The sequence below is a fragment of the Edaphobacter modestus genome (assembly GCF_004217555.1).
GTDB classification, from domain to species: domain Bacteria; phylum Acidobacteriota; class Terriglobia; order Terriglobales; family Acidobacteriaceae; genus Edaphobacter; species Edaphobacter modestus.
Genome location: NZ_SHKW01000008.1, coordinates 150,601 through 173,571, shown reverse-complemented (window position 1 = coordinate 173,571; position 22,971 = coordinate 150,601). Strand labels below are relative to the sequence as shown.

The following is a 22,971-nucleotide window of genomic DNA, read 5'->3' as shown; positions in this document are numbered from 1 at the left end:
TTGATCTTCGCGAATTGCGTGTATTGCGCAATGAAGTACACACAAATCAACTAGCGATGCGAGCTGAATAGCGAAAGCTCAGCCTCGATGTCAGAAACTTAGCCTTAGACTGAATTGTGCAGTTCTTTGATCGATGCCATCTCTTCCAGAGTTGGCTATTCCTCTGGCCTGCATGAATGCACTGCTGGTAAGACTGCTGGTCGGATTAGCATGATGAGGTGTGTTAGAGGTATTGAACAGTTGGCCCCGTGCCTCCAGATTGAATCGCTCATATAGGTGAAATGTGCGTGCCAAGCCGGTGTCTACGTTGATTAAGCCGGGACCCCACAAATTATTTGTCGGGCACGTACCGAATCTTCCCGGTGTTGGATTGGCAAAAGCAGATTTGTCGTACCACTGATTGACACTCCGGAGCTTACGCAGTGGCCCTATGCAATCAGCAAATTGATTTGACCCGATCGCATTTAAGGTTGTATTGGAGGCAGTTACAGTGAACGGCGTGCCGCTACGTAGTGTAGAAATTGCCTGGAACTGCCATCCTCGAAGGAGGATATCGCCAATTCCGTTATGCAGGAACTTGCCATTTTTGCCAAAAGGACTAGAGAGCGTTAGCGCAACTCCCACCGTATGTCTTGCAAGACTGGAGAGATTACCGCGATTCAAGTAATAGAAGCTGGGAATGGCCACTTGAGATGTGTAGCCTATGCCCTTAGCGAAGGTATACGTAGCAGTTACCCCATACCCACGAGCAAAGGCATGAGACGCACGCATCTGTAGAGCGTCATACTTGCTATTTCCGAAGGTGCCGATCGTATTGGTGCTGCCTGTACGGCCGGAGAGTACGTTTAGGACCTGGCCAGCAGAACCTGTTCCAATAGGCGACCAATTCGCATTAATCGTCGAAATTGGATTGATCGATCGTGTGCCGACATATGCAATAGAAGTAAGCCAATCTCCTTTCATCTGTTGCTCAAGAGTCACGTTGAACGATTCAATATAGCCACGTACAAATGTATTGTTGTCGACGGTGAAAACGCCAGCGGTCTTCGGTACAGCCACGCTGCCCGATGAATAGTCGGGGGCGACAACCGGTGGCAATCCCGTACGAAGCGTCGTGGCATAAGAAAAGCTATTTGGTGCCGTTAGAGTTGATGCAACGATGTCGGGATAGTTTTGCCGATTTCCCAGAACTCCGCCGATGTTTGTAGGATCGGTGCTCAATCCGAATCCTCCGCGCACTACAGTCGTATCGTTTATTTTGTAAGCGGCGCCGACGCGCGGCTCAAAGCGCTTATCGTTCTTTGTAATGCCGCAGTTTTTAGGTATGCCGTTGAGTCCGCAGATGATCATGCGATTTGACGCTGCATCCAGATATTCCATGCCGCGATCACCTCGATCAGCAAAAGGATAATAAGTCCAACGTGTTCCAAAGGTGAGCGAAAGCTTTCGGTTAACCTGCCATTGATCACGTACGTAGGCTCCCAATATGTGGGCAAATTCACGATATTGCGGAGGGATGAGGGTGACCTTACCGGCATTTGAGGGGAGACCTAGCAAGAATGAGGCAAAGGCGTTATAGTCGTTGCCTGCAGGGCCACCTTTCAGTTGGGTTGCTCCCTGTGAAAATTGGAAGCCACCGGAGCCTGCGCAGTAGTTGCAAAACGTGGCTTGTTCCACTATTTCGGTTTCATGCTGCTGCGTAAAATCAAGGCCTCCGCGAATATTATGGGAGCCTTTGACAAAGGTGAGATTGCCTACGTACTCCTTTTCGGCATTTCTAAGAAATTGCGGCTGGAAGTTGTTGGCCGGACCGATTGTCGCTTCCGGCAGATTTGCAGCCGTCCCCCCGAAACCATCAATCGCAAGCACGGGCAGCCCCCATTCAGCTTTATTGCTGCTCTGAAGTCCTGGAATGCCAAGCAGTGTGTAGCCAAGATTCTGGTCGAGTAACTGCTGTGTTCCATCAGCATTATTGCGTGTATAGCCGTAATTGGCATCGACAATAAGATGAGGCGTGAAGATATACGTTGCCGAAATTGTGCCGCTGTAAATCATTCCAACGCCGGTGCCGGTGGCAGTATTCGAAGGGCTATACGCGGGTCCGCCAAGCATGCCGTACTGCTGCGGATTAATCCAGCTCACTTTATTAAGGCCGAATCGAACAAAAGTACTGAGTTTACTGTTCACGTTATAAAACAGTTTGGTATCAAACTGATCTTGTTTAGAGCTGCTATTGCCTGTGCTGCGATAGTTCTGTGCGAGCCCCAAGGTTCCCGTGCCTGGGGTATTTGGATCTGGTAGCGGCGCAAAGTTCAGAACAGCTAGAACACCTGGGTCTATACGCGCCGTAGGAATTCTATTTCCAGGAAAAGGAGTTCTACCAGATCCATCCGGATTCCCCGTTGCCGGATCATAGATAGGGGTAGGTGATGCCGAGAGATCCCCTGCTTTCATCGCCGCTGTAGGATTTTGTGCAAAGAGAGTGGTGCCGATAGTGACGTACGTCCCCTGATAGCTCAGAAAATAAAACAGTTTATCCTTTTTAAGGGGGCCACCGATTGTGCCGCCAAACTGGTTGTTGATGTACTTTGGCTTGGGTTGTGTGCTGTTGCCGATCCACGAATAAGCCAGCAAATGCTGATCGGTATGGTATTCGAAGATCGAGCCATGTAACTGCCCCGTGCCGGTCTTGGTTGTCAAATTGACGGCAGCACCGCCAGCTATCCCCTGTTCTGCGTCGGGCGAGTTTGTTACTACATTGATGTTCTCGATAGCTTCTAACGCAGGGCTATACATCGGTTTGTCCGGAGCGTTGTAGTCTGTAGAACTGGTACCGTCGATGCGTGTTGTATTGGTAACAGCGCTGACGCCATTAACCGAATAGCCGACTGCGCGACTTGGATTCGCACTGAACGAGCCGCTGCTTTGGGGCGGTGAAACGCCAGGGGTTACGACGGCGAGAGCCAACTGATAGTTCCGCCCTAGCGCAAGAGGGAGACTGCTGAGCTGATTTGCGCTTATATCAGTGTGCACATCGGAACGGTCCGTCTGAAGAGCTGCCGCCTGTGACGAAACGGTAATGCTCTGAGTTACGCCACCGACTGAAAGTCCGACGTCAATATGAGCTACCTCATTTGCCTTCACCACCACGCCGGTTTGTTTATAGCCTTGAAAACCTGAGGCCGATACGGTGAGGGTGTAAGTCCCGGGTTGCAACGTCACGATGGAGAAGTCTCCGCCTCCCCCCGTTGTTGTAGTACGTGTGACGGATGTTGCATCGTTGACTACCGTCACTGTCGCCTCTGGAATTGATGCGTGTCCAGTATCGGTAACAGTGCCATTGAGTGTGCCTTGCAATAGTTGGGAGAAAGCGATTTGTGGAAGTAAAACCCCAATAATTATTAGCAAAAACAACGTTGCACGATGTACTTGTACTCGCAAAATTTTCACTGTTAGTCTCCAAACTCGTACTGCTGCGAACAGACATCTGACTTCCGCGAGACATAGACGCTTCGGTCTATTCAGAACTCAAGGATTAAAATCCGTTGTTCTTGTAGCGCGGGTCACTTTAATTCGGAGTTGCTAGAAAAGGCAAGAAGAAAATAAGGCGACGTCGAAATTGTCCGTTTTCCCAGTCAGGAGATACTGAAGTCATCCAGTTTCCCGCTAAAATACCCCGATTCTGAATTTGAGGTCGGAACTTCATTGAAGTCGCGGTATGGCTCCATGAGTTTTAAAGGGCTTGAACTGAAACAGCTGGTTAGTATGCTTAGTATGCGAAAACATGTATCCACAGATCGAGCGGGAGAGAAGAGGCAGCCTGCTACAAATCGAACGCCAAGGGAGATCAATCGGAATTTCATCTTCAATCTCGTTCGCACATCCCAGCCGATATCTCGGGCCGACCTGGCGCGTAAGAGTAATTTGCAGGCTAGCACCGTCTCACTCATTGTTGAAGGCTTAATAAGCCAGGGATGGTTATTTGAGGGGCCAGCTAGCCAAAGCCCAAGGGGGCGTAGGCCTATACTCATTCAACTCGATGAGCGGCGTAGCGTCATTGCGCTCGATATTCATCCAGAGCGAATCACCGCTGCCGTGGTCGATCTTTCCGGAAAAATCAGAACACAAAAGATAATCGTTCCACCTCGGCATCCGCGCAAAGCTGTTGCATCTATATGCAACTCCATCAATGCGCTTATAGCGGAGCATGAAGAAAAATCATTTGTGGGAATAGGTATTTGTCTTCCTGGGCGAATTAATCCCCGTTCCAGCAGCACTATATTCGCCCCACGACTGAAGTGGCCGGTAGAGAACCTTCAGGCGGAACTCGAATCCGTAACAGGTTTGCCGGTCCGAATGGATAACGTTGCGAACGCCTGCGCACTGGCGGAGATATGGCTAGGCAATAGCGATGCCAACGACGGACTGGTCATCGTAAATGTCTCTGAGGGTATAGCGATCAGTATCTATGTGAATGGAAAAATTCTGCGGGGCTATCAGGGAATGGCCGGAGAATTTGGCCACGTACAACTTCAAACCGAGGGTGGAAAGCTTTGTGCATGCGGCAACCGTGGCTGCTGGGAGACGCTAGCCTCAAATACAGCGAGTCTCCGCTATCATCGTGAACTTGCTGGACGGAATGCTGCGCAGACATTTGAGCAGTTGCTTAACCGTGCCGACAAAAAGGAGGCCAATGCCTTGAAATCTTTAACCCGCAGCGCGATCCATTTGGGTAGGGGCATGCGAATACTTCTTTCAGGACTCGCGCCGCGAGAGATTGTTGTCGTAGGTGACCTAGCTGTTCAGTGGAATCTTATCGGGCCGATCGTCGAAACGGAATTGCGTCGCAAGTCGATTGCAACAATACCAATTATTCGCTGCACGGATAATGGCAACAACACTCGCTTGCGCGCAGCCGCCGCTTTGATCCTCAGCGAAGGTGCTACCTAGATCGATCGATTAGAACCTAGTGGGGTGTAGAAGTGTGTAGCGGTCAGAGACGGAAGGACGGCAGCCTGTTCCTCACAGACGACGGCAGCCATAGCGTCTGGCCTGAGCTATGAGAAGGCGGCCGGAGCGCGTTCCTGACGATACTGCGTAAGGGGCTGTCTCGCAGCACCAACTATATTGCTGGCGGCCTAGGTTCAATCCTGCAGTGCCGCTCTTGATTCATCCCTTATTGGGATCCGGCAGTCTACTGCAATTTGTTTGATCTACGCTCAAATCATTAAAATTTCCGATATGCAGGGTGTTCCTTTCCGCTCGCAGATTTACTACGAAGTTACAATAAAATCGGTGATCGCGTGAAAATAGGCTTCCCATATGCATCTTCTGCGTGATTCAATCGCTAACCATGAGAACACGCATCTTCGCATGGGTCATTCTGGTTTTTCCCTCTGTGTTGGGTCTCTCCGCTTTGTCAACCGCACAGATGCCTTCGGTAAGCGATGGCGGGCCGGGACCGGTGCATGCGCCGCATATCACTGTTGAGCTGGTCTTCGATAGTCAAACGATTGCTCCAGGAGGCTTACTTCAGGCCGGCCTTCATTTGACTCCAGAAGATCATTGGCATGTCTATTGGATTAATGCAGGCGATTCTGGTCAACCTCCCCGCGTCACGTGGGACCTTCCCGATGGAATCACAGCCGGTGCTATGCAATTTCCTGCGCCAACTAGATTGCCGCTCGGGCCTCTCACTGATTTCGGGTATGAGAACAGCGTCATCTTTCCTATTCAGATCAATGCCGCTTCCAACGTAAAACCCCGTCCTGCTCATCTGGGCGCCAGTGTGCGCTGGCTTGTGTGTCGTGAAATTTGCGTGCCCGGTAAAGCGCAACTTGGGCTTGACGTCACTGTTGGTCCGGGCGCGCAGGCGACCAGAAATGCTGTGTTATCTCAGGCAGTGGCTTCCATCCCGAAGCAGCTGCCGGCAGGTATGAATGCAAAGGTGATTGCTGGGAAGCAGGACATGGTCGTCGTTCTGGCAACAGGCATATCGCAATCACACGCCGAATTCTATCCGTACGACTCCGGTCAAATTGTTAATGCGGCGAATCAGGTCTCAGAACCGCTTCCTGATGGAGTGAGCATTCGGCTGAAGCGTGCAGAAGATCTGACCACATTGCCAGACCGGTTGCACGGAATTGTAACGCTCGGAAACGGAACGGCGTTTGAGGTTCAAGCCGCGGTCGCGCCTGGTGAAGTTCCCATCAAGAACAAGGAAAACTCTTCCACTCGACAGGGAACTCCGCTCACTGCAATAGGAGCAATCGCTTTGGCGTTTGTGGGCGGGGTAATCCTGAATCTGATGCCCTGTGTCTTCCCCGTGCTCTTTCTGAAAGGGCTCGCCCTGGTTTCTGTATCGGGCGAGGAGCGCCGCCAATTGCGCGCACATGGCGCGATTTACACCGCCGGCATCCTTGTGTCGTTCTGGGCGATTGTTGCGACGCTTCTTGTATTGAGGGCGGGCGGCAGCCAGGCAGGCTGGGGATTTCAGCTGCAATCGCCTGTCTTCGTGGTTCTGCTCGCAAGTGGACTCTTCTTTTTTTCCCTCTCTCTGGCAGGTCAGTTCGACATTGGACTTTCGTTGACGAGCGCCGGCGGCGGACTTGCACAAAAGTCAGGATTTGCGGGCACTTTCTTCACGGGCGTTCTTGCAACCGTGGTCGCGACCCCGTGCACGGGACCTCTGATGGGAGTGGCAATCGGCTTTGCATTGACTCAGTCTCCTACAATGACGTTCGCCATCTTCAGTGCGCTTGCCCTTGGTTTGGCTGCGCCATATCTCTTGCTCAGCTTTCAACCACAACTCTCGCGCCTTCTTCCTCGTCCTGGCGCGTGGATGGAGACCTTCAAACAGGCGACCGCCGCGGTCTTTTTCTTGACGGTAATCTGGCTGACATATGTGTACGGACGGCTCTTCATCTCCGGCACCAATGCAACGCTTAGTGTCTATCGCATCTCCATGCTCCTGGCATGCTTTCTTGCACTTGCAATCGCAGGTTGGTGCCTTGGCAAATGGCCGGCGCAAAGGAAGGGCACGATCGCCGCGACACTCATCGCCCTTCTCGGACTTTATCTACCTTTACACCGACCCAAGGATATCGTTGCGGAGTGGCAGCCTTATTCTAAGCAAGCACTAGAGCAGGCTCGCGCAACTGGCCATCCTGTCTTCATCGACTTTACGGCAGCATGGTGCTTGAGCTGCCAGGTCAACGAGAGGCTCGTGTTGCGGTCAAAGGAAGTTCAGGACGAGTTTGCCGCGCGCCACATGACTCTGCTGAAGGCCGACTGGACGCAATATGATCCGCAGATAACCACTATATTGACCGAGCTCCGTCGTAGTGGCGTACCCACTTACGTGCTGTATCAGGCGAGCGCCGATACCAGTCCACATGTGTTGCCAGAACTTCTGACAAAATCTGTGGTGCTCGATGCGCTTGCGCTGCCACGGTAAAGGCAGCTGCACGTCTCAGAAAGATTCACTGTTTGATTTCGGGCTCTGTTGCAAATAGCAAAAGTGTATTAGGTGATAGCGAAGAAGCGACGCTTCTAATAGCTAAGCAGCAAAGCACTGCATTCCAGATCGCTGGCGCAGCCTGGTCTTTGAGCCGTAGTTGACTCAAGGCTAACTGATGCTTGTGATGGCGGCAGATGTGAAGTTCTTGAACCGATTATGGGCCGGGTTCGGCTCTTGATGCCGTTTACACCTGCCGCGAATGCCTGCGGGACCGTGGCACCCGGTTGGACCGTGGGTGGCACGATGGCCTCTATCTAGAGAGACGTCAGCTCTGCCTTCATTTTCTCAACCGATCCAATCTGATTCGAACTCTTCCCTGGACATGACAAGCCCTCCACCAGGGTGATTTCTTTCCAAAGTTAGAAAGCACGCGCCGGTTCTACCTCGCTTCAACCGCATGGGACCTTATAGTTTCGAATCCAACCTTCGCCACGCGCTGGTAAACCGCGAGCAAAAGTACACATCTCCACCAGCTACTTTTCTATCTTAGGTGCACAAGACTTGCGGAGTCTCTCTTGTTGAGAGGCCTGGATCCCGTATCGCGCGTCGTGTATGGTGCTGCTGGGGAGTACTCGGTGCGCGAGAACACAATCAACTCCGGCGTCGTCAGTGTATCCGCCCGATCCGCCTAACATAACAAATTGGCCTTTTTTATCAACGAAACCGCACCTAGAGATGTCGGCACAACAGCCCCGGCCCCTACGGAGCTTATCGAATCGCGAGTTGAGGTTAGAGAAATAACGGCGGTCACCGGGGGGCAGGTACAATAGCGCACACCACAGATATTAAAACGTACCAAAATCGCCTCCTTTATCCCACTTTATCAGGGTCCTAAATTGTTCCTCATCAATAACACCCGCTGATTTCAGGTGGTTAGAGCGATCAACAAAAGGCCCTGAAAAGGCCGGCGGCGGCTGTTCGATCCGGTTTAGGATTCATACCCATCCTTTGCAGAGAAGGCCACCATCATCACGCAGAAGGCCACCATCACTACCTGAAACTGAAGGTCAGCGACTTCTAAACGTGTGATTCAACGGCATAGAGACGTCAATGACGCAACCTTATATCGATCAATGAGTTACCCATGATCCCGCCGCGATATCCAGACGCGGAGCTAGGATAATTGAATGCGATCAAGCATGAGGAAGACGATGGATCCAACCGGCACCTAGGCTTCCTTGGCTGCGGATTTCTTCGCTACTGTGTTCTTTGCTTCTTTGCCTTCGCGGTAGGCTTGGCACCGGCACTCGACTGCGTCGCCTCTAATTTCTTAGTCTTTGCCCAACGAGCCCTCTGTGCCGCGGCCATCCGTTCACGAGCCTCTTGGCTCATTGGACCACGGCCTCTCCTTATCCTGGCCGACTTGGCTCCGCTCATTGCAGTTACCGATGCCAGCAACGGAGTTTTGGCCGCTCTACGGAGTCCCTGAATTCCCTCCGAGGGCACCAGCTCAGTCAATAACGCTCTTGCCTGAACCAAGCGGGCTATGAGCCCGTCCATTGCGTTCAGAATCTCTTTAATATCATTCAATGGTTTCACCTATTCCGAGCAAGATAACGTATGAGCCGAATAGTTACATAAGGCAATAGACTTAGGAATACACAGCAGCAATAGATCCTGTCCCACTTTAGAGCTTCAGTGAAGCGGTGACATTATCCCGGAAGATGGAAGCCTTTCGCACGTATATACGCACCATCTTCTCCGATTTATGCCTGGTCTGCGCCATGATGTTGCCATACGAGTGGCCCGCGTTTGCGGCTGAGGTTGCAAGGCCGGCTCGAAGCGAATGCCCACTGAAGTCTTGTGGCGAGAGGCCTGCGTGACCAACATAACGCTTGACGATCGCAGCCACTGCTTGATCGGAGAGCCTGTCGGTAAGGATGACACCGTTCTTCCGAATGCGCCGGAAGATTGGTCCGCTCTCGATGTTGAGCTTTGCAAGCCAGAGCTCGAGCTGCGTCACCGCGCAGGAATCAGGCTTACGGCCGCGCACAATGCCGATCTCTATGCCCTTGGCCTCCTGGTCAGTTTTTGACTGACGAATGTTGATAGCTACTCCCTCGCGTGTAAACCGGATGTCCTCCCTATCGAGGGCAACAATCTCTGAGCGCCGCAGGGCCGCACCAAAGCCAACCAGGAGCAGTGCTCGATCGCGTAGTCCGATGTTGGTGTCACCGTCGATTTCTTTCAATATGTCAATCAGGTCCTCATCTAATAGGGCGTGCTTGGCCCGTTGCGGTTCTATCTTCTTCTTCCTAATTCCTGACATGACTTTGCGAAAACCGTAGTCGGTCGTGGGACTGACATGCCCACCTTCCTTGTGATATCTGGAGATCGAGGCAATGCGCCGTTCTAACGTCGCCTTAGAAAGCGACTGGCTCCGATCCAGCATGTAGTGTTTCAACGTCCTTGCATCTGCCGGCAGCGGATTGGCAGAACGGCCCACACACCAGTCCGTGAAATCCTTCCAGTCGCCCTCGTAGGCCCGGTTGGTATTTCGTGCCAAAGATCTCTCCAGGGCCTCACGTTCCAACTCATCGAGAGACGCTTCGAAGACTTCCACGTCGTCGTCGATAAGATTCTCTCCATCCCCTGCTGCATTAATCCGGCTGTACATACGCAATTCCGTTCCTCCCTGCCCTCACCCCGCCACCTCGGCGCAGGATGAATTCCCTCCAATTAATCCATGAACACCTGATAGCCGAAGATACCGGGCATCTACAGGCTTTCGACTACATTGCGTCGACATTTAGGAGAACTCGATGACCGCTCGATATTCCCACCTCACAATAAGTCCCAACCAAACAAGAGTAGGGTGTTGGTACACCAGCGGTCCGGCCGACCAGGAGTACTACCCCGGCCATCCTGACTTCAACCTCCATACCGTCGTCGCTGACGAGTCCACTGTTCCCGGCTGCGTGCTCATAGAGAACGGTGCCGGCCAGCGTTTCCCTGTACATAAGGATTTGATCGACCAGATCGCAGCTCCTCCAGAACGGTTCATTACCCTGTTTGGGACCTCAAACCCTAACAATTTGCCTCGCTAGGATGCCCTACAAGCGATCGATGAGGATTTGGACAGCCCCCAGTACCTCTCTTTTTGGCCTTCTTTTTCGAAATATCGCTCCTGCCACTCCAACCGACATCCTTTCCTTTGACTTACTCAATATCAGGCACTTTAGCACATAAGGAACGGTAAGTATTCATTATCGATGGTAATTATATGGGGCCTCTATTTCGATACTTTGCAGGTCGGCTAACAAAGCGGGAGGATGAAATTGGACAGAAAGGACTAAAAACTTGCCTAGAAAGATCAAGTGGCGGCATGACATACACACGATCCTCTCTACCGTCCGGAACTCCAAGATCGAGACCTGGACCCGCGCGAACGTAGAGTGGGCCTTCTGTGTCTCCCGCGGATCGGCCCAGACCATCGTGAAGGCTGTAGGTGACGTGCAAGACCTCGGGGGCAAGCATGTTGTCTCCCGCTCTTCCCTGCTGGCCTATCTGGAGGCCATGATCAACGCGGACGATCTCCATCTCGCTCACAAAACTCGACTGGACACCTATGAGCCTGTGCCGAAGGTGAAGGGTCTCCAAATCAAGGTTCCTGATGATCTCCGGACGATTATGGTTAGAGACCTACCGCCAGAAGTGACGCTCGAGCCGGGCAGGATCGAGATTTTGGGTGCCAACTCAGAGATGCTTGTCGAAAGGCTGCTCCTCCTGGCGATGGCGCTGCAAAACGATCTAGAAACTGCTGCCCAGCGGATGGACCCGCCGCGCCGGCACAGCGAGCGGATCGACGACGAGCTCAGGGCCATGTTCCAAGATTTGGCTGAGCGTGAGCAACGGGCCGCCGTATCCAATGGCGCTCCATATCGGAGTTCCGTATGTACAGCCGAGAAAATAGCGGCCGATTGAGGGGCTAGTTCCAGAAACGGATAGCAGTGTGCGCAAAGCCACAGCAGGTATTGAAAACAAATCACTTATCGTGCTGCTTCAACCGTATCCTATTACGGCACTGTCGCCTTTGTGTTAAGTCCTGTAGGTCTTATCCAGCTCCTGTAGTCGGTGACGCCTGGCGGTGGAATAGTACGAACCGCAACCGAAAAGGCTGTAACATCAGCACCATGGCAAAAGTCGTATCGTTCAACAAGGACGCTCCGAGCCTCAAAGCCCAACCTGCCCCCGAATTCCAGAACTTCCATATGTCGGTTAGAGTCGTTCACTTCGACATGGGGAAAGACCGGGACATTCAGCGCATCCGCGTCTGGGGTCAGGGTGTGACGAAGCTGTACCAACAGGACTTCGAGTCCAGAAACAAATTCCTGCGCTGGGTCGGGCGGCCGATGGCAAAGGCCGCCGATGAGGCGTTAGACCGAGCGGTCATGTCGCCCAAGGAGAAGGTCGATCTGCCCTTTTTTGGTGAGGAGGAAGATCTAATCGCAGACGGATTCAAGCTGATCAGCGGGGCGTAGGCGGGCTCTGTCAGAACGGCTAAGGAACCTTTGAGTCCTTACAGCCGTCCGACGAATTGAATTTTAATGTCAGCCGGTTAGTATCCGGCTACCCTGTTTCTATGAGCCATCTTTCCTTCCAACAGATATGCGACCTTGAGCCGCGAGTGCAGGCGTTGTTTGACGAGGCCAAAGCCGTCCATGATGACCCGGCTGCAGAGTCCTTCTGCGCGAACACCGTTTGGCACAGGAGCGGCTTCAAGAAGCGGGTTAGTGCGCTGGCCGGGTTCGACGCGACCCATCCGCAGCTGCAGACCAACGAAGCCTACGACACGGCGTATCAGACGATCTACCTGGCGCTGCCGAACTGCCGCAACTGCGGGTGCCTGTAGCCAAAACGATCAAGGGACCGATGAAGACACTCATTATCACAGTTAGGTATCTCTGGCTCCGCAAGAGATGTATGGCCTACGACTATTCCTGTGAGTTGGCAAATGAACAAAACAATCGAGAACTGATGCTTTACAACTCCCAGAAGAGCATAGAACTTTCCCTGAAGCTGTCGCTTTTGAGATTGGATGTTCCGCTCATCATCCTGCAAAAGTTTCCCTATGAGTGACCGGTCCAGACGCATAGAAAGAGTGCCCAGACAGTCGTCTAGGTTCATTGCGACATCACGACGGCGCAACTGCCACCCCATCCCTTGCAAGACGTCACTTTGCGTACTGCGCAACGGCCCAAGGTGCGCGCCGTGGCAATTCGGTGGGGGTGAGATACCTTGCCGAAGCTTCCTGCGCCTCCGGCGCGTTGCTCCTGCGGGCCTCTGGCGAAAACACCCAACGTAGAATTGAGCGCATGAAATCAGAGGACAGTTCGACGTCTGCGATTGAGTTCTTTGCTGAGTCTGCTCAGTGGGCGGAGCAACGGGAATCCGAGCTGGGGCGCGCGGCCCCAAATTGCCCAACCGCATCGGAACTGTGGCGCGTCGTCGAAATCGTGAAAGAGGTGTACGCCAACGACCAAATGGGGACAGCACAAATCAATGCCTACATGGTGGAACTGGAGGGAATTTCTGATAAGTGGCTAGACCCCGAAGGCGACCCTATTGGTGTGCGTCTGCATCCCGTTTTGGAGGGGCTAATCGGAGGTCTGAGTCAATCACTTGAAGCTGCCGTACCGGGGGGCGCTGAAATGCTGCGCCAAAAGGCGAGCTTACGCGCAGTGAAGCAGGCAGCCCAAAGAACGGTCTACCTGCGCAGTTTGAATCCGTCTTGGTTGAGTCGAATATGGACCAAACTCTCGTCCCGATGATCGCCGCGTCGTCTAGCGGAATCGTTAATTCCGGTTTCCGGAATAAGGCGGGGGTGCTGGGTGGTGCAGGAGATTAGCCCATCCTGGGCTGTGAAAAACCCCGAATTTTTCCTCACTCTGTTGCTACTTTCGGCAACCGTCCAGCGAACAGCCTGTGATGCGCAGAGGCGCGCCAATAGCGGCGATCTGCAGCGTCGGAGCTACCTGGCGAACCTTTGAGTCCTGACAAGCGGCTGATTTCTGGCCTAGCAACGACTAACGCGACTGTCGAGAGTGGCAGGCTTGCAGTTCGCCCTCCGTTCTAATCACCTCACCGAGTGCGGCAAACTGGAGGACTGTCTTTGTTTCGTAGAATTCTTTGGCCATATCGACGGAGCGCACCTTTTGTAAATCAATCTGCCTTGGTCCTGACGTCGCGTTAGCGAACAGATCGTACTGGTCGTACAGATCAGTGAACCGGAAATAGAGATTCACCATAGAGGACGCGCCAGCCGACTTCCCTTCACGGATTGAAGTAGAAAGCATGTCCGCTAGACCTATGAACGTTGTTGCATCCTTGTGTGCTTGCACCAAGATTTCTGACGCAAAGTTAGGGGGCGGGTCGTTCTGCGCAGCGCGATCCAATTTAGCGATGATCGTCCGGCTGACGTCAATACGGTCTGCCAGAGAGGGGTGGGTGGATTGAGCCGCAGCAACGCTACACACAAGTCCAGCAACTAAAAAGATTAGAAGGCGCATGTCCTACATCTTCGTTTGCCGAACCCCGTTGGCGCTACCAAAAAGAGTGACTAAAGGAGCCTCTCGGAGTTCTGTATGTACACATACACTCTAAACTCGGAGCGATGTCTAGAGCTAGGCGTAACATTAACACCAGGCAGAGGAGACTGTATTTGACCAAAGACCACACTCAAGTCAAGAAGCCAAGGGATCGACCTGCGGAGGAACAGCGATCGCAACTTGCTCTCTTCCACAATGCCCGAGATATCCGTGACGTTCGCGAAAATGGGCGAATGACCGAGATTTGGTTGGTGGCGCAGGCCTTGATTCTTTGCGGACTGCCCTACGAGGAAGTAGCGGATACGCAGTGGCAGAGGAAGGCTCGCCTAGCCGACGGATCAATGCTCAAGGTCACGTTTGCGTCTACTGAGAAGGGTGTGCCCATTCCCTACGGGCAAGACCGTGGGCCGCTCTACTTTCTTGTCGATCGTGCCCTCTCTGAGCGGAGAAAGATTCAGAAGCGGATCCGTGACGATAAATCGCTGCGAATTACTGATGACCTCAGCGAAGATGAACGCGATAAACGAATGAGGGAGCGTGCTCGTTTGCTGGACGGCGCCCGTTTCGTGGAGTGGACTGCAGCTTCTCAGTTCCTCGATCTTATGGGGAAGAATGTTGGTGGAAACCAATACGCTCTCCTCAAAGAGAGAATGAATCGTATCACCGCCTGCGCTATCTCGATTGTGCGCGAGAAACCGGATGGAGAGAAGGAAACTCTGGTTTTGCCGATCGTACGCTCGTCGCGAACCCCTGGATGGGCGAAGTCTTCCAATAAAAGCCTCAGAGCCAATAACGGCGATGGATCAGAAATGTCTTCGTCTGACTCGCGGCCAATCGGCTTCGAAATTGGTCCAGATTTCTTTCATGATTTCGTAGAACATCATGTCCCAATACCTGCTGTTCTCATCAAGAAACTCCTTCGGAAACCGAAGACCCTAGATCTGGTGATGTGGCTTTGTTGGCGAGCATACGCTGCGAATACAGATACGTTCATCCCAATATCCGATCTCCGTGAACAACTCGGGACAACTGATACCAACGATGGTCGTGTTCTAGCGGAACTACGTAAGGCAATTGAGTTCTTGAAGCAAGCTGGATGGTCCCAGTTGCGCGCAGAAGTTGTCAGCCGGCGCAGCGGCAAGGCTAAAGCTGGAGAATCTAATCGGAACGGCCTTCGTATTGGGCCTCCCAAGGACTTGGTCTACTTCAATCAAGAAAATGAAAAGGCGCCAAAGCTCCATCTACCCGCTGAACCGAATCACACGTTCGACTCATAATTACTCTCGGACAGGAGGATCCCAATTTCCCTCCTGTCTGTAAGTCTTTGAAAATGCGTAGCGTCGTTCGGCACTTTGGGTATTATATTTACCGATGAATCAACATTATTAACCCAGCTGCGCAGGCCATTCGATCTGCCAAATTTGTTGTGACCTGACAATCGTACAGCGAGCAAATGCAGTATCTAAAGGTAGACATTGGTTTAGCCCATTCGATACAGGAACTGACGATATTCAAACAGCCGGAGCATTCGATACCGGAACTGACGAAGCCTATATCTGATATGCAGGCTCCATTCGATACCGGAACTGACGATATTCAACGCCTCGGGTCATTCGATACCGGAAGTGACGAAGACTATATCTGCTATGCAGGACCATTCGATACCGGAACTGACGATATTCAACGCCTCGGGTCATTCAATACCGGAAGTGACGAAGCCTTATCTGCTATGCAGGACCATTCGATACCGGAACTGACGATATTCAACGCCTCGGGTCATTCAATACCGGAAGTGACGAAGCCTTATCTGCTATGCAGGACCATTCGATACCGGAACTGACGATATTCAACGCCTCGGGTCATTCAATACCGGAAGTGACGAAGCCTTATCTGCTATGCAGGCTCATTCGATACCGGAACTGACGTCTCACGTCAATTCGATACCGGAACTGACGATATTCCTGTCGTCCTACGAGTAGCGATAAGTACTTATTCGTCAGCTATTTATGCCCTAATCTAGACCATGAGTGCTGAATTCCGAATCGATCGTTTCTCGTGTCCACCTTGTAGAGACTTTTTCATAAAAGTTCTACTCACGCTTTGTGAGCTAAGTTCCTGAAAAATAGGTACGTATTATCGGCACTTTAGGTATTGATTGTGAGTAGAAAACTTTCCAGTCGCTAAACGGTAGAGATCTTGAAAAAATCGGCACTTTGGGTATCCACTTTGAGCCTCACTGGATATCCGGAAGTCCGCTTGCGTGTTCTTCGTGCATCCGCAGACCGAACTACTATCCTGAATCTCTCTTGAATCTCTCTTGATCTCTCTTGCTACCTTAATTGCGAACGCGCTCAATACCGGAAGTGTCGACAACCAATACAGGAAGCAACGCCTTTCGATACTGGAAAAGGCGAGGATCAATACAGGAACTGTCGTGAATGTCTGTGGAATCGTGTGGAGAGCTGTGGAGATCCCAAGATCTTTATTGTTTCTTCGGTATTCAACTGCGTGCTCTTGTTGAATGAATTGTGCCCTATCCAAGAACGGCGCATTCTCTACTTAGATCTTGCTGATTACGAAAGGCTTCGGTGAACTTAATTCGCCTTAGCGTACGATGCGTTCCGTTTCTTGAAGTGTCCCCATGAAGTCGCCAAGGCTGCTGCTAATGCTGCCTAAGGCCGATAAACAAATCATAAACCTCCCCTAGCACCTCCCCGAAGGAGGAGACCTTCCATGAAGGTAAGACTCGCAATCGCCCTGGCCGCTTCCCTGGCCGCAACCGCCACCCAGGCACACGCCCTGGACAAGCCCAACATCGACGTCGAGTGCCAGGCCAACGACGCAGATCAGATTGGCAAGTTGTACTGCAGCGCCCTGCGTGATGCCATCGCCAAGAGCCCGCGCTACACCCTCGGCCAGCCGCCGACCGATGGCAAGAAACACTTCTGGACCATTCGCGTCTCCACTATCCCGGTTATGACCGTCCAGTGAGCATGAAGCCGAGCGCGGTGGCGGCAACCCTGACCTTTGACCAGAGGGAGAATCTGAAGATTGGGGTCGTCGGGGTCAAGTCGCTTTACGTCTCCATGTGGGTGGCCAGCGTCAGCTTTCAGGACCGGGTCGATAACACCGCCAATCAGCTGCTCGCCGGTATCGACGACGAGATCGTTCGAACCGGCCTCGAAGAATCGATGCAGAAGTACGGCCTCACTGAGGTGAAATGATGCTCGAAAACCCTGCGGACTATGCAGCGGTGTTCCGCTAGCGAGTCCGGGCGACCTCGGCAACGAACCAAAGTCGGACTTTGGCCCCCCTTAGTAAGGCCATTTGAAAGGGGGGGCCGAGGTCATGGAGATTGTTGCCGTTTTGCTCAGCGCCGTTGGAGTACTGGTCAGCGCCGTTGGAGTACTGCTCACCGCCGCGCAGCTCGTTGTAGCTCTGCTCGATCGTCGCCGTTAGGTTCGGGTTGCGGGTCGCAGGTTGGACTGCCCGGGCAGCCAGCCGCTACTCCCGCACATCCGCACGTCCAAAATTCTGCCATTGTGACCGCGCGCCCGCGTGCCTCCCATTTGCCAGTAGACCCTGCTGCAAATGCAAACTCCCGAGAGGCGCGTACGTTGCGTTCCGTTTCTTGAAGTGTCCCCGTGTGTGTGGGCCGGGAAGGGCCTGTACAAGCCCCGCACGCCGAAAGTCTGGACTCCGGGGTGCACAGTCGGTTCGCAGCGCGGCTGTACCGGCCTAGAGCACGGCCTTTCAATATCCAAATAAGGACTATCAGGCTCAAGGGGATCTGCAGCGGTCTAGACGGCTCGTAGAATTGCTCTGCCTTCTGCCAAGTCACTTCCCTTCCCTTCTGTAGTCTCCGTGATGTTCTACCCCGAGGTCCTCTCAACAAAGAAAATTTATGTACGTTTAGGTCGCCGGAAGGTCCACGTCTCTACAAGGGCGAGACCTTTCATTGTCGAACTCGCGCAGTATGGTGAGACAAAGCCTCACAGCAACTGGCAAAGTTGGCGCCCCAGCGTGTGCTTGGCTGGCAGATAACAATCTGTTTAGTGAGGTGGCGGCCGCTTGCCTATTCTCACTTTGCCAGTCCCCCTGAGCTGGCAATTGGAAGTGTCTCGGCTAGTACACGCATCGTGTACATAGGTGCACGAGCCCGACACCTACTTGTGCACTTCCGTGTTCTAGAAAGTGTCGTGTACGACACCGTGTCGTACGCGCGTAGTGCACCAGTAAGTGCACAACCAGGTGTATCTATTGTGTCGTGTACGGCTCAGTGTGCGCCACTGTGTAGTACACGAATGTGGACGAGTAGGTGTTACTTTTGGTGTACCCGTTGTGTCGTATACCGTCTAGTGTGCGCCACTGTGCCGTACACTTACCGTGTGCTAAGCGGAGTACGACACAAATAAGTCCGCCTAAACGTGTAGTACTCAGCTATGTGTACATAGTGGTGTCGTATACAACCACGTGTTCGTATTAGTGTCGTACACCGCGAGGAGTACATAACTGTGTCGTACATAACGACGGGTAAACACAGGTAGAAAGGTAACCAGGATGCCAATAGTAGTCGCAGCAAACCCAAAGGGCGGCAGTGGCAAGTCAACAAGCTGTATTGTGGTGGGTACGACCCTCGCGAGCCGCGGGGCAAGCGTGCGGATTATAGATGCAGACCCTCAGAGGACGTTGGGCCGTTGGGGTCAGGGCGCAAGTCAATACAAGGACTTGGTGGTGACGCCTACTCCGGGCGAGGATCTCACTGACCTAATTGATCGGCTGGCTACGCAGGTTCAATTTGTCATCATTGACGTTCAAGGAACAGCAAATCAAGAGATGGCTGCTGCGATGTCACGAGCTGATCTCGTTCTGATTCCCATGCAAGCTAAGACAGCCGATGCTGAAGTTGCGACGCGCGCCATTGCGTTGCTCCGATCACAAGAAAAACTGTTTAAGCGGACTATTCCCCATTTCATTCTCTTTATCCGGACAAGTCCGATCATTGTCACGAGAGAAGAAAAGGACATTCGACAGAGCATTGCCAACGCTGGAATTCCCGGGCTTTCGGCAAGCCTGAATGAAAGAACCGCATTCTCCCACATGTTTGCATATAAGCTCTCGCTACCCGAGTTGTCGAGTTCAGACACGAATGGTCTTCCTGCTGCGTTGGAAAATGCTGAAAGCCTCACAGCTGAGATCATTGAAGTTCTTCTCGGGAAGAAGGAGGATGCAGCATGAATAAAACAGATCCGTTCGGGAGCCTCAGCGAATTTCAGCCGAAGGAGCCGATGAAGGGAGAGGTCAATGGCGCCACATTGCAAGACATGGAGAAAGTCAGCGCTGATCACGGGTTCTCCATCAAGAATTTCGAGGAAAAGCGGAACGTATTTAGGACTCGCCGCGGTCCGCGGGCCCCAAAATCTCTGCCGATCACGATGCGGGTAAGGGTCAATGCATGGAATCGTTTCCAGCAGTACTGCGAACTGAACGATATTTCAGTCGCTGATGCGTTCGACGAGTTGACTGCAAATCTGCCATCAATCAATGGTTCTCGCACAGTGATGAGCAATGCAACAAACGATAGCGCTGATTCAGTTGTGGCCGAGTGACGTACTCAGTACTTCTACCGTATCGCGCATAATTGGATCGACCTTAATTAGCTTCTCAATTTTATGAATCGAGTACAGAACTGTCGTGTGATGTCGGCCGCCGAAATAGCGGCCGATCTCCGACAGTGAGGCGTGAGTCAATTGCTGTGCCAAGTACATAGCTAAATGACGAGGTTCGGCCAAAGAACGAGACTTCTCCTGTTTCAGAGCTGTCACAGGGAGATGGTAGTGTTTGGCCACGGCGGTCGCCACCGTACCAATCTTGAGCATCTTAGCCCTTGTACCAAGCAGGTGCTTGAGGCAGGTTTGTGCCGTCTCAATGTTTACTGATAGGCCCTGCGAAGACGACCAGGCAATCAATCGTGTCAGGGCGCCCTCCAACTCGCGTGTGTTTGCGCGTGCGTGTGTCGCAATGAACAACGCTACATCTGTTGGGAGAGTAATTTTTTCCTGCGCGGCTTTCTTGTGAAGTATTCCAACTCTCGTCTCAAAATTGGGAACCTGCAGGTCTGCAACCAGCCCAGCTTCCAAACGGGAATGGAGTTTTTCATCTAGGCCAGTCAATTCTCTTGGTGATTGGTCGCAGGCGATTACGACTTGCCTTTTACGTTGCAGGAGTGCGTCGAACGTGTGCAAAAACTCCTCTTGTAAACGAGTTTTACCACTCAGAAACTGGATATCGTCCATCAAGAGAACGTCGACGGTACGAACTCTCTGCCGAAAGACGCGCATCGTCTTATCCCGTAGGGACTCAATCATCTCGGAAACGAACTTCTCCCCAGTCGCATATAGAACGGAGGCACGTGGATGCTTCCACGTAAACTCGTTGCCAATTGCGTGAAGGAGGTGGGTCTTGCCGGTTCCAGATCCGCCATACAGGAATAGCGGGTTGTACGTTAAACCAGGGCGCTCCACAATGGCATGGGCAGCGGTGAAAGCGAATTTACTGCCGTCGCCAACGACGAATGAATCAAACGAATATTGAGGATTTAGTTCTGCTGGACCGCTCTCTGGCCGTTTGGACTTGGAAGATCTGGGCGAAGAAGGAGTCGGCTGCGACTGCCGCTCGTTTTCCTTGGCTTCTTCGCTATCACTAGGAACAAAAACGATTTCGCAATCAAGTTTCAAGCGCAGCAGAGATTCCTGTAGCAAATCTGTGTAGCGGTCCTTTATGTAGAGAAAATCTACACTGGGAACCCTCACGAGGAGAGACTTACCCTCGAATCCGATAAAACGAGTTGGCTTCAACCAGGTATCAAATGATTGGCGCGGTATTTTTTCGCGGAGGATTTCGAGGATCCGTACCCAATCGTTCAACGAAACGCTTTGCAACCTGCTCGCTGCAGTTGTGCCTTCGAGTTCCTTTTCCACAGTCCCAGCTTACACTTCGAGTTGTTAGAAAGGCTGACCTTTACACAGCAAAAAGCAAAGAGGACGGTTGGATGCACCAACCGTCCTCTTTTTCTGCAACCTTTTCAGTTTGATGCGGACGTTTGTGCAGCCTCCTGGTAGTAGTTGAGTTTGAGGTAAACGGGAGTGATATCAAAAGGCATCTTGTCAGCAGGGGAGAGAAGAGGCTCGTAGGCGGAGTGCCTCACTGTAAGCTGACCGCTCCAAGGATCGTGGCGGAGGAAGCTGCTTAGTGGCATTGCAGATTGCTGCTTCAGGTCGTTGGCGTCTAGGTTCGGTGCCTTCGTGACTAAAGCTGCCATCCATAATGTTGGATCACGGTCGCTCTTAACGAGTCCGTCTCCGATCAGCGGCTCATTCAGCGCTTTCAGCTGTTTCACTTGCTGCTGCAACTGTTTGAGGTAGAGTCCGAAGTATTGCTGCCCGCCTTCAAGTTCTTTTGCGCTCTGCAGCTCCATCGCCTTCTTCGCCGCCGCCGTATTATCTTCGTCGGTGTGGTGCATGGGTAGCCGATTAAATACTTCTGTCGATGGAAAGAGTGTCCGGTCGCTAAAGGCGAATTTAGTGTCGAGCCGATGCGATAGCAGGATATGAGCGAGTTGGAAGGCGAGTATTCCGTTGATGTTGCCCATTTGCTGCGCACCATCTTGGCTGATGACCCCAGTCGTATCGAGAAGGCCCTTGGAGATCAGAATAGTGTCGCCAACAGCCAGCGACTCGAGAGGCTCGGTGAGAAGCGTTCTGCAGCGAACAGGGCGGGGAGGTGTAATGCCGTTATAAGCCAGGATGTTAGAAGCCAGCGCTTCAAGTGTCTTGTCAAACTCGCTGGGGGCGTCAATTAGTCCAGCTTGGTAAAGACGGTCAATAATGTTGTTTTCAGCTTGATTGACCCATTCCCTCTGCGCTCCAAGTGGACTGAGGTCCATTCCATCATTACTGACATCTGTAGCGCCAACCACGTCAAGCGACGTTTTTTCGTTTTCGCCAGAAGGAGCGATGAGTTGGTAACCCCAAACATTACTGATCGCCTTGAACCTAAGTGTTCGTGTTGCGCTTCGGCTATCAGTCGCCTCGACATAGATCGACGTAGGCAGCCATAGATTAGGCTGCACGTTTGTACGCCAACTGTCGAAGTTATAGTAATCGCGGTGATCAGTTTCCGAACCGTCGAACTTCCCATTGAAACGTACTATCGAACCGGAATGGCTCTCCACCCATATGCGACCAAAAAAACGGCCCTTTGATCTTTTCTTATGGATTGGGGTTACGCTAAACACCGCAGTCGGAATGCTGCCGAGGAATTCATTTCGTACGTAACTAAAGACGTAGTGCTGACGGTCAAAATTAGCGGAGTCTATTAAAAGCATCTGTACGAAGCCGGCTTCGCTAAAATTCATGTGCAGCGAGCTGCTGGTGACGGCTGGAAGGAAGAATGCCTGTTTCAAGAAGCCAGCCTTTCCATTGACGGTCCCCTTGGAGGTCTTCTGGTTTATCTGGTACGCGTCATCTCTGATGACTTTCTCGAAGTCGACTCGCCCCAGGAAATGTTGATCAGAGCTAGGAACCTGACCGAAGACCGGTTGGGGCTTCATGAGCTGGATGTAAGTCTCCACGAGGGGCGTCCGATCGCTGACCGTCTTTACGAGTGCTTTCTCGCTCGCAATCGCTTTGTCCACGAGAGCAACCTGGTTCGCAGTTAGTTTCCGTGTTGTTTGATAGTCTTCTGATTTCTTCTTACCGAACAGAGGGAAGCCAAGGACCGTCTGTGATGAGACGGTGGAGGCGATGCAGAACATCAGCAACAATCCGGTAGCGGTACGCTTCCGATGAATCATAATTAGAACCCCTTCGATGACCGTGATGTCATTCTGGTACTTGTTAATTG

Annotated in this window: 19 protein-coding genes; 14 read left to right on the top strand and 5 right to left on the bottom strand. The window is 52.3% G+C overall.

Annotated features, from left to right (window positions below; genetic code table 11):
* Positions 1-90 precede the first annotated feature (90 nt).
* Positions 91-3,450: a TonB-dependent receptor gene (locus tag BDD14_RS31260; RefSeq protein ID WP_165420468.1), complete on the bottom strand. Its 3,360-nt coding sequence runs from the start codon at positions 3,448-3,450 to the stop codon at positions 91-93.
* Between the two features lie 276 nt (positions 3,451-3,726).
* Between BDD14_RS31260 and BDD14_RS31255 the strand changes: the two genes are divergently transcribed.
* Together BDD14_RS31255 and BDD14_RS31250 are read left to right on the top strand one after the other, a co-directional pair.
* Positions 3,727-4,950 (top strand): ROK family transcriptional regulator, encoded by a 1,224-nt coding sequence (locus tag BDD14_RS31255; protein WP_242618413.1) that lies wholly within the window; start codon positions 3,727-3,729, stop codon positions 4,948-4,950.
* Between the two features lie 403 nt (positions 4,951-5,353).
* On the top strand, positions 5,354-7,456 hold the full coding sequence (locus BDD14_RS31250; protein ID WP_130425528.1) for a protein-disulfide reductase DsbD family protein: 2,103 nt from the start codon (positions 5,354-5,356) through the stop codon (positions 7,454-7,456).
* Between the two features lie 1,690 nt (positions 7,457-9,146).
* Here BDD14_RS31250 and BDD14_RS31245 read toward each other — a convergent pair.
* The gene (locus BDD14_RS31245; protein ID WP_130425526.1) at positions 9,147-10,136 is read right to left on the bottom strand and encodes a site-specific integrase; all 990 of its coding nucleotides are present in this window, start codon (positions 10,134-10,136) and stop codon (positions 9,147-9,149) included.
* A gap of 145 nt (positions 10,137-10,281) precedes the next feature.
* On the opposite strand from BDD14_RS31245, the gene BDD14_RS31240 reads away from it, so the two are divergent.
* The 6 genes from BDD14_RS31240 to BDD14_RS31215 all read left to right on the top strand — a co-directional run bounded on the left by BDD14_RS31240 (position 10,282) and on the right by BDD14_RS31215 (position 13,290).
* Entirely contained in the window at positions 10,282-10,566 is a 285-nt protein-coding gene (locus BDD14_RS31240; RefSeq protein WP_130425524.1) for a hypothetical protein, read from the top strand.
* A 253-nt stretch (positions 10,567-10,819) separates the two neighbouring features.
* Positions 10,820-11,443 carry a hypothetical protein gene (locus BDD14_RS31235; protein WP_130425522.1) on the top strand — a complete coding sequence of 208 codons (624 nt, stop codon included), beginning with the start codon at positions 10,820-10,822 and terminating at the stop codon, positions 11,441-11,443.
* A gap of 209 nt (positions 11,444-11,652) precedes the next feature.
* Positions 11,653-12,000: a hypothetical protein gene (locus BDD14_RS31230; protein WP_130425520.1), complete on the top strand. Its 348-nt coding sequence runs from the start codon at positions 11,653-11,655 to the stop codon at positions 11,998-12,000.
* Between the two features lie 101 nt (positions 12,001-12,101).
* Positions 12,102-12,371 carry a hypothetical protein gene (locus tag BDD14_RS31225; protein ID WP_130425518.1) on the top strand — a complete coding sequence of 90 codons (270 nt, stop codon included), beginning with the start codon at positions 12,102-12,104 and terminating at the stop codon, positions 12,369-12,371.
* 71 nt (positions 12,372-12,442) lie between these two features.
* Positions 12,443-12,598, top strand: a complete 156-nt coding sequence (locus BDD14_RS31220) for a hypothetical protein (protein WP_165420467.1) — start codon at positions 12,443-12,445, stop codon at positions 12,596-12,598.
* 236 nt (positions 12,599-12,834) lie between these two features.
* Positions 12,835-13,290, top strand: a complete 456-nt coding sequence (locus BDD14_RS31215) for a hypothetical protein (RefSeq protein ID WP_130425514.1) — start codon at positions 12,835-12,837, stop codon at positions 13,288-13,290.
* A gap of 255 nt (positions 13,291-13,545) precedes the next feature.
* On the opposite strand, the gene BDD14_RS31210 is transcribed toward BDD14_RS31215, so the two are convergent.
* On the bottom strand, positions 13,546-14,028 hold the full coding sequence (locus tag BDD14_RS31210; protein WP_130425512.1) for a hypothetical protein: 483 nt from the start codon (positions 14,026-14,028) through the stop codon (positions 13,546-13,548).
* Between the two features lie 272 nt (positions 14,029-14,300).
* Between BDD14_RS31210 and BDD14_RS31205 the strand changes: the two genes are divergently transcribed.
* The 6 genes from BDD14_RS31205 (at position 14,301) to BDD14_RS31180 (ending at position 19,676) form a co-directional block, all read left to right on the top strand.
* Positions 14,301-15,344, top strand: coding sequence for a replication protein RepA (locus tag BDD14_RS31205; protein WP_165420466.1), 1,044 nt, complete (start codon positions 14,301-14,303; stop codon positions 15,342-15,344).
* A 176-nt stretch (positions 15,345-15,520) separates the two neighbouring features.
* Positions 15,521-15,907: a hypothetical protein gene (locus tag BDD14_RS31200; protein ID WP_130425508.1), complete on the top strand. Its 387-nt coding sequence runs from the start codon at positions 15,521-15,523 to the stop codon at positions 15,905-15,907.
* An 893-nt stretch (positions 15,908-16,800) separates the two neighbouring features.
* Positions 16,801-17,058: a hypothetical protein gene (locus BDD14_RS31195; protein WP_130425506.1), complete on the top strand. Its 258-nt coding sequence runs from the start codon at positions 16,801-16,803 to the stop codon at positions 17,056-17,058.
* On the top strand, positions 17,055-17,291 hold the full coding sequence (locus BDD14_RS31190) for a hypothetical protein (RefSeq protein WP_130425504.1): 237 nt from the start codon (positions 17,055-17,057) through the stop codon (positions 17,289-17,291). The genes BDD14_RS31195 and BDD14_RS31190 overlap by 4 nt, the downstream gene beginning before the upstream one ends.
* Positions 17,292-18,627: 1,336 nt before the next feature.
* Complete coding sequence (locus BDD14_RS31185) at positions 18,628-19,305, top strand: division plane positioning ATPase MipZ (protein WP_130425502.1); 678 nt, start codon at positions 18,628-18,630, stop codon at positions 19,303-19,305.
* Complete coding sequence (locus tag BDD14_RS31180; RefSeq protein WP_130425500.1) at positions 19,302-19,676, top strand: hypothetical protein; 375 nt, start codon at positions 19,302-19,304, stop codon at positions 19,674-19,676. The genes BDD14_RS31185 and BDD14_RS31180 overlap by 4 nt, the downstream gene beginning before the upstream one ends.
* On the opposite strand, the gene dnaA is transcribed toward BDD14_RS31180, so the two are convergent.
* A complete protein-coding gene (gene dnaA, locus BDD14_RS31175) occupies positions 19,659-21,047 on the bottom strand; it encodes a chromosomal replication initiator protein DnaA (RefSeq protein WP_130425498.1) in 1,389 nt (462 codons plus the stop codon). The genes BDD14_RS31180 and dnaA overlap by 18 nt on opposite strands.
* 104 nt (positions 21,048-21,151) lie before the next feature.
* Complete coding sequence (locus BDD14_RS31170) at positions 21,152-22,921, bottom strand: hypothetical protein (RefSeq protein WP_130425496.1); 1,770 nt, start codon at positions 22,919-22,921, stop codon at positions 21,152-21,154.
* Positions 22,922-22,971 lie beyond the last annotated feature (50 nt).

Bases quoted from the DNA above. Each gene is read 5' to 3' on its own strand.
- BDD14_RS31255 (WP_242618413.1), top strand. From the start codon at position 3,727: ATGAGTTTTAAAGGGCTTGAACTGAAACAGCTGGTTAGTATGCTTAGT.
- BDD14_RS31250 (WP_130425528.1), top strand. From the start codon at position 5,354: ATGAGAACACGCATCTTCGCATGGGTCATTCTGGTTTTTCCCTCTGTG.
- BDD14_RS31245 (WP_130425526.1), bottom strand. From the start codon at position 10,136: ATGTACAGCCGGATTAATGCAGCAGGGGATGGAGAGAATCTTATCGAC.
- BDD14_RS31240 (WP_130425524.1), top strand. From the start codon at position 10,282: ATGACCGCTCGATATTCCCACCTCACAATAAGTCCCAACCAAACAAGA.
- BDD14_RS31230 (WP_130425520.1), top strand. From the start codon at position 11,653: ATGGCAAAAGTCGTATCGTTCAACAAGGACGCTCCGAGCCTCAAAGCC.
- BDD14_RS31225 (WP_130425518.1), top strand. From the start codon at position 12,102: ATGAGCCATCTTTCCTTCCAACAGATATGCGACCTTGAGCCGCGAGTG.
- BDD14_RS31220 (WP_165420467.1), top strand. From the start codon at position 12,443: ATGGCCTACGACTATTCCTGTGAGTTGGCAAATGAACAAAACAATCGA.
- BDD14_RS31215 (WP_130425514.1), top strand. From the start codon at position 12,835: ATGAAATCAGAGGACAGTTCGACGTCTGCGATTGAGTTCTTTGCTGAG.
- BDD14_RS31210 (WP_130425512.1), bottom strand. From the start codon at position 14,028: ATGCGCCTTCTAATCTTTTTAGTTGCTGGACTTGTGTGTAGCGTTGCT.
- BDD14_RS31205 (WP_165420466.1), top strand. From the start codon at position 14,301: ATGACCGAGATTTGGTTGGTGGCGCAGGCCTTGATTCTTTGCGGACTG.
- BDD14_RS31200 (WP_130425508.1), top strand. From the start codon at position 15,521: ATGCAGTATCTAAAGGTAGACATTGGTTTAGCCCATTCGATACAGGAA.
- BDD14_RS31195 (WP_130425506.1), top strand. From the start codon at position 16,801: ATGAAGGTAAGACTCGCAATCGCCCTGGCCGCTTCCCTGGCCGCAACC.
- BDD14_RS31185 (WP_130425502.1), top strand. From the start codon at position 18,628: ATGCCAATAGTAGTCGCAGCAAACCCAAAGGGCGGCAGTGGCAAGTCA.
- BDD14_RS31180 (WP_130425500.1), top strand. From the start codon at position 19,302: ATGAATAAAACAGATCCGTTCGGGAGCCTCAGCGAATTTCAGCCGAAG.
- BDD14_RS31170 (WP_130425496.1), bottom strand. From the start codon at position 22,921: ATGATTCATCGGAAGCGTACCGCTACCGGATTGTTGCTGATGTTCTGC.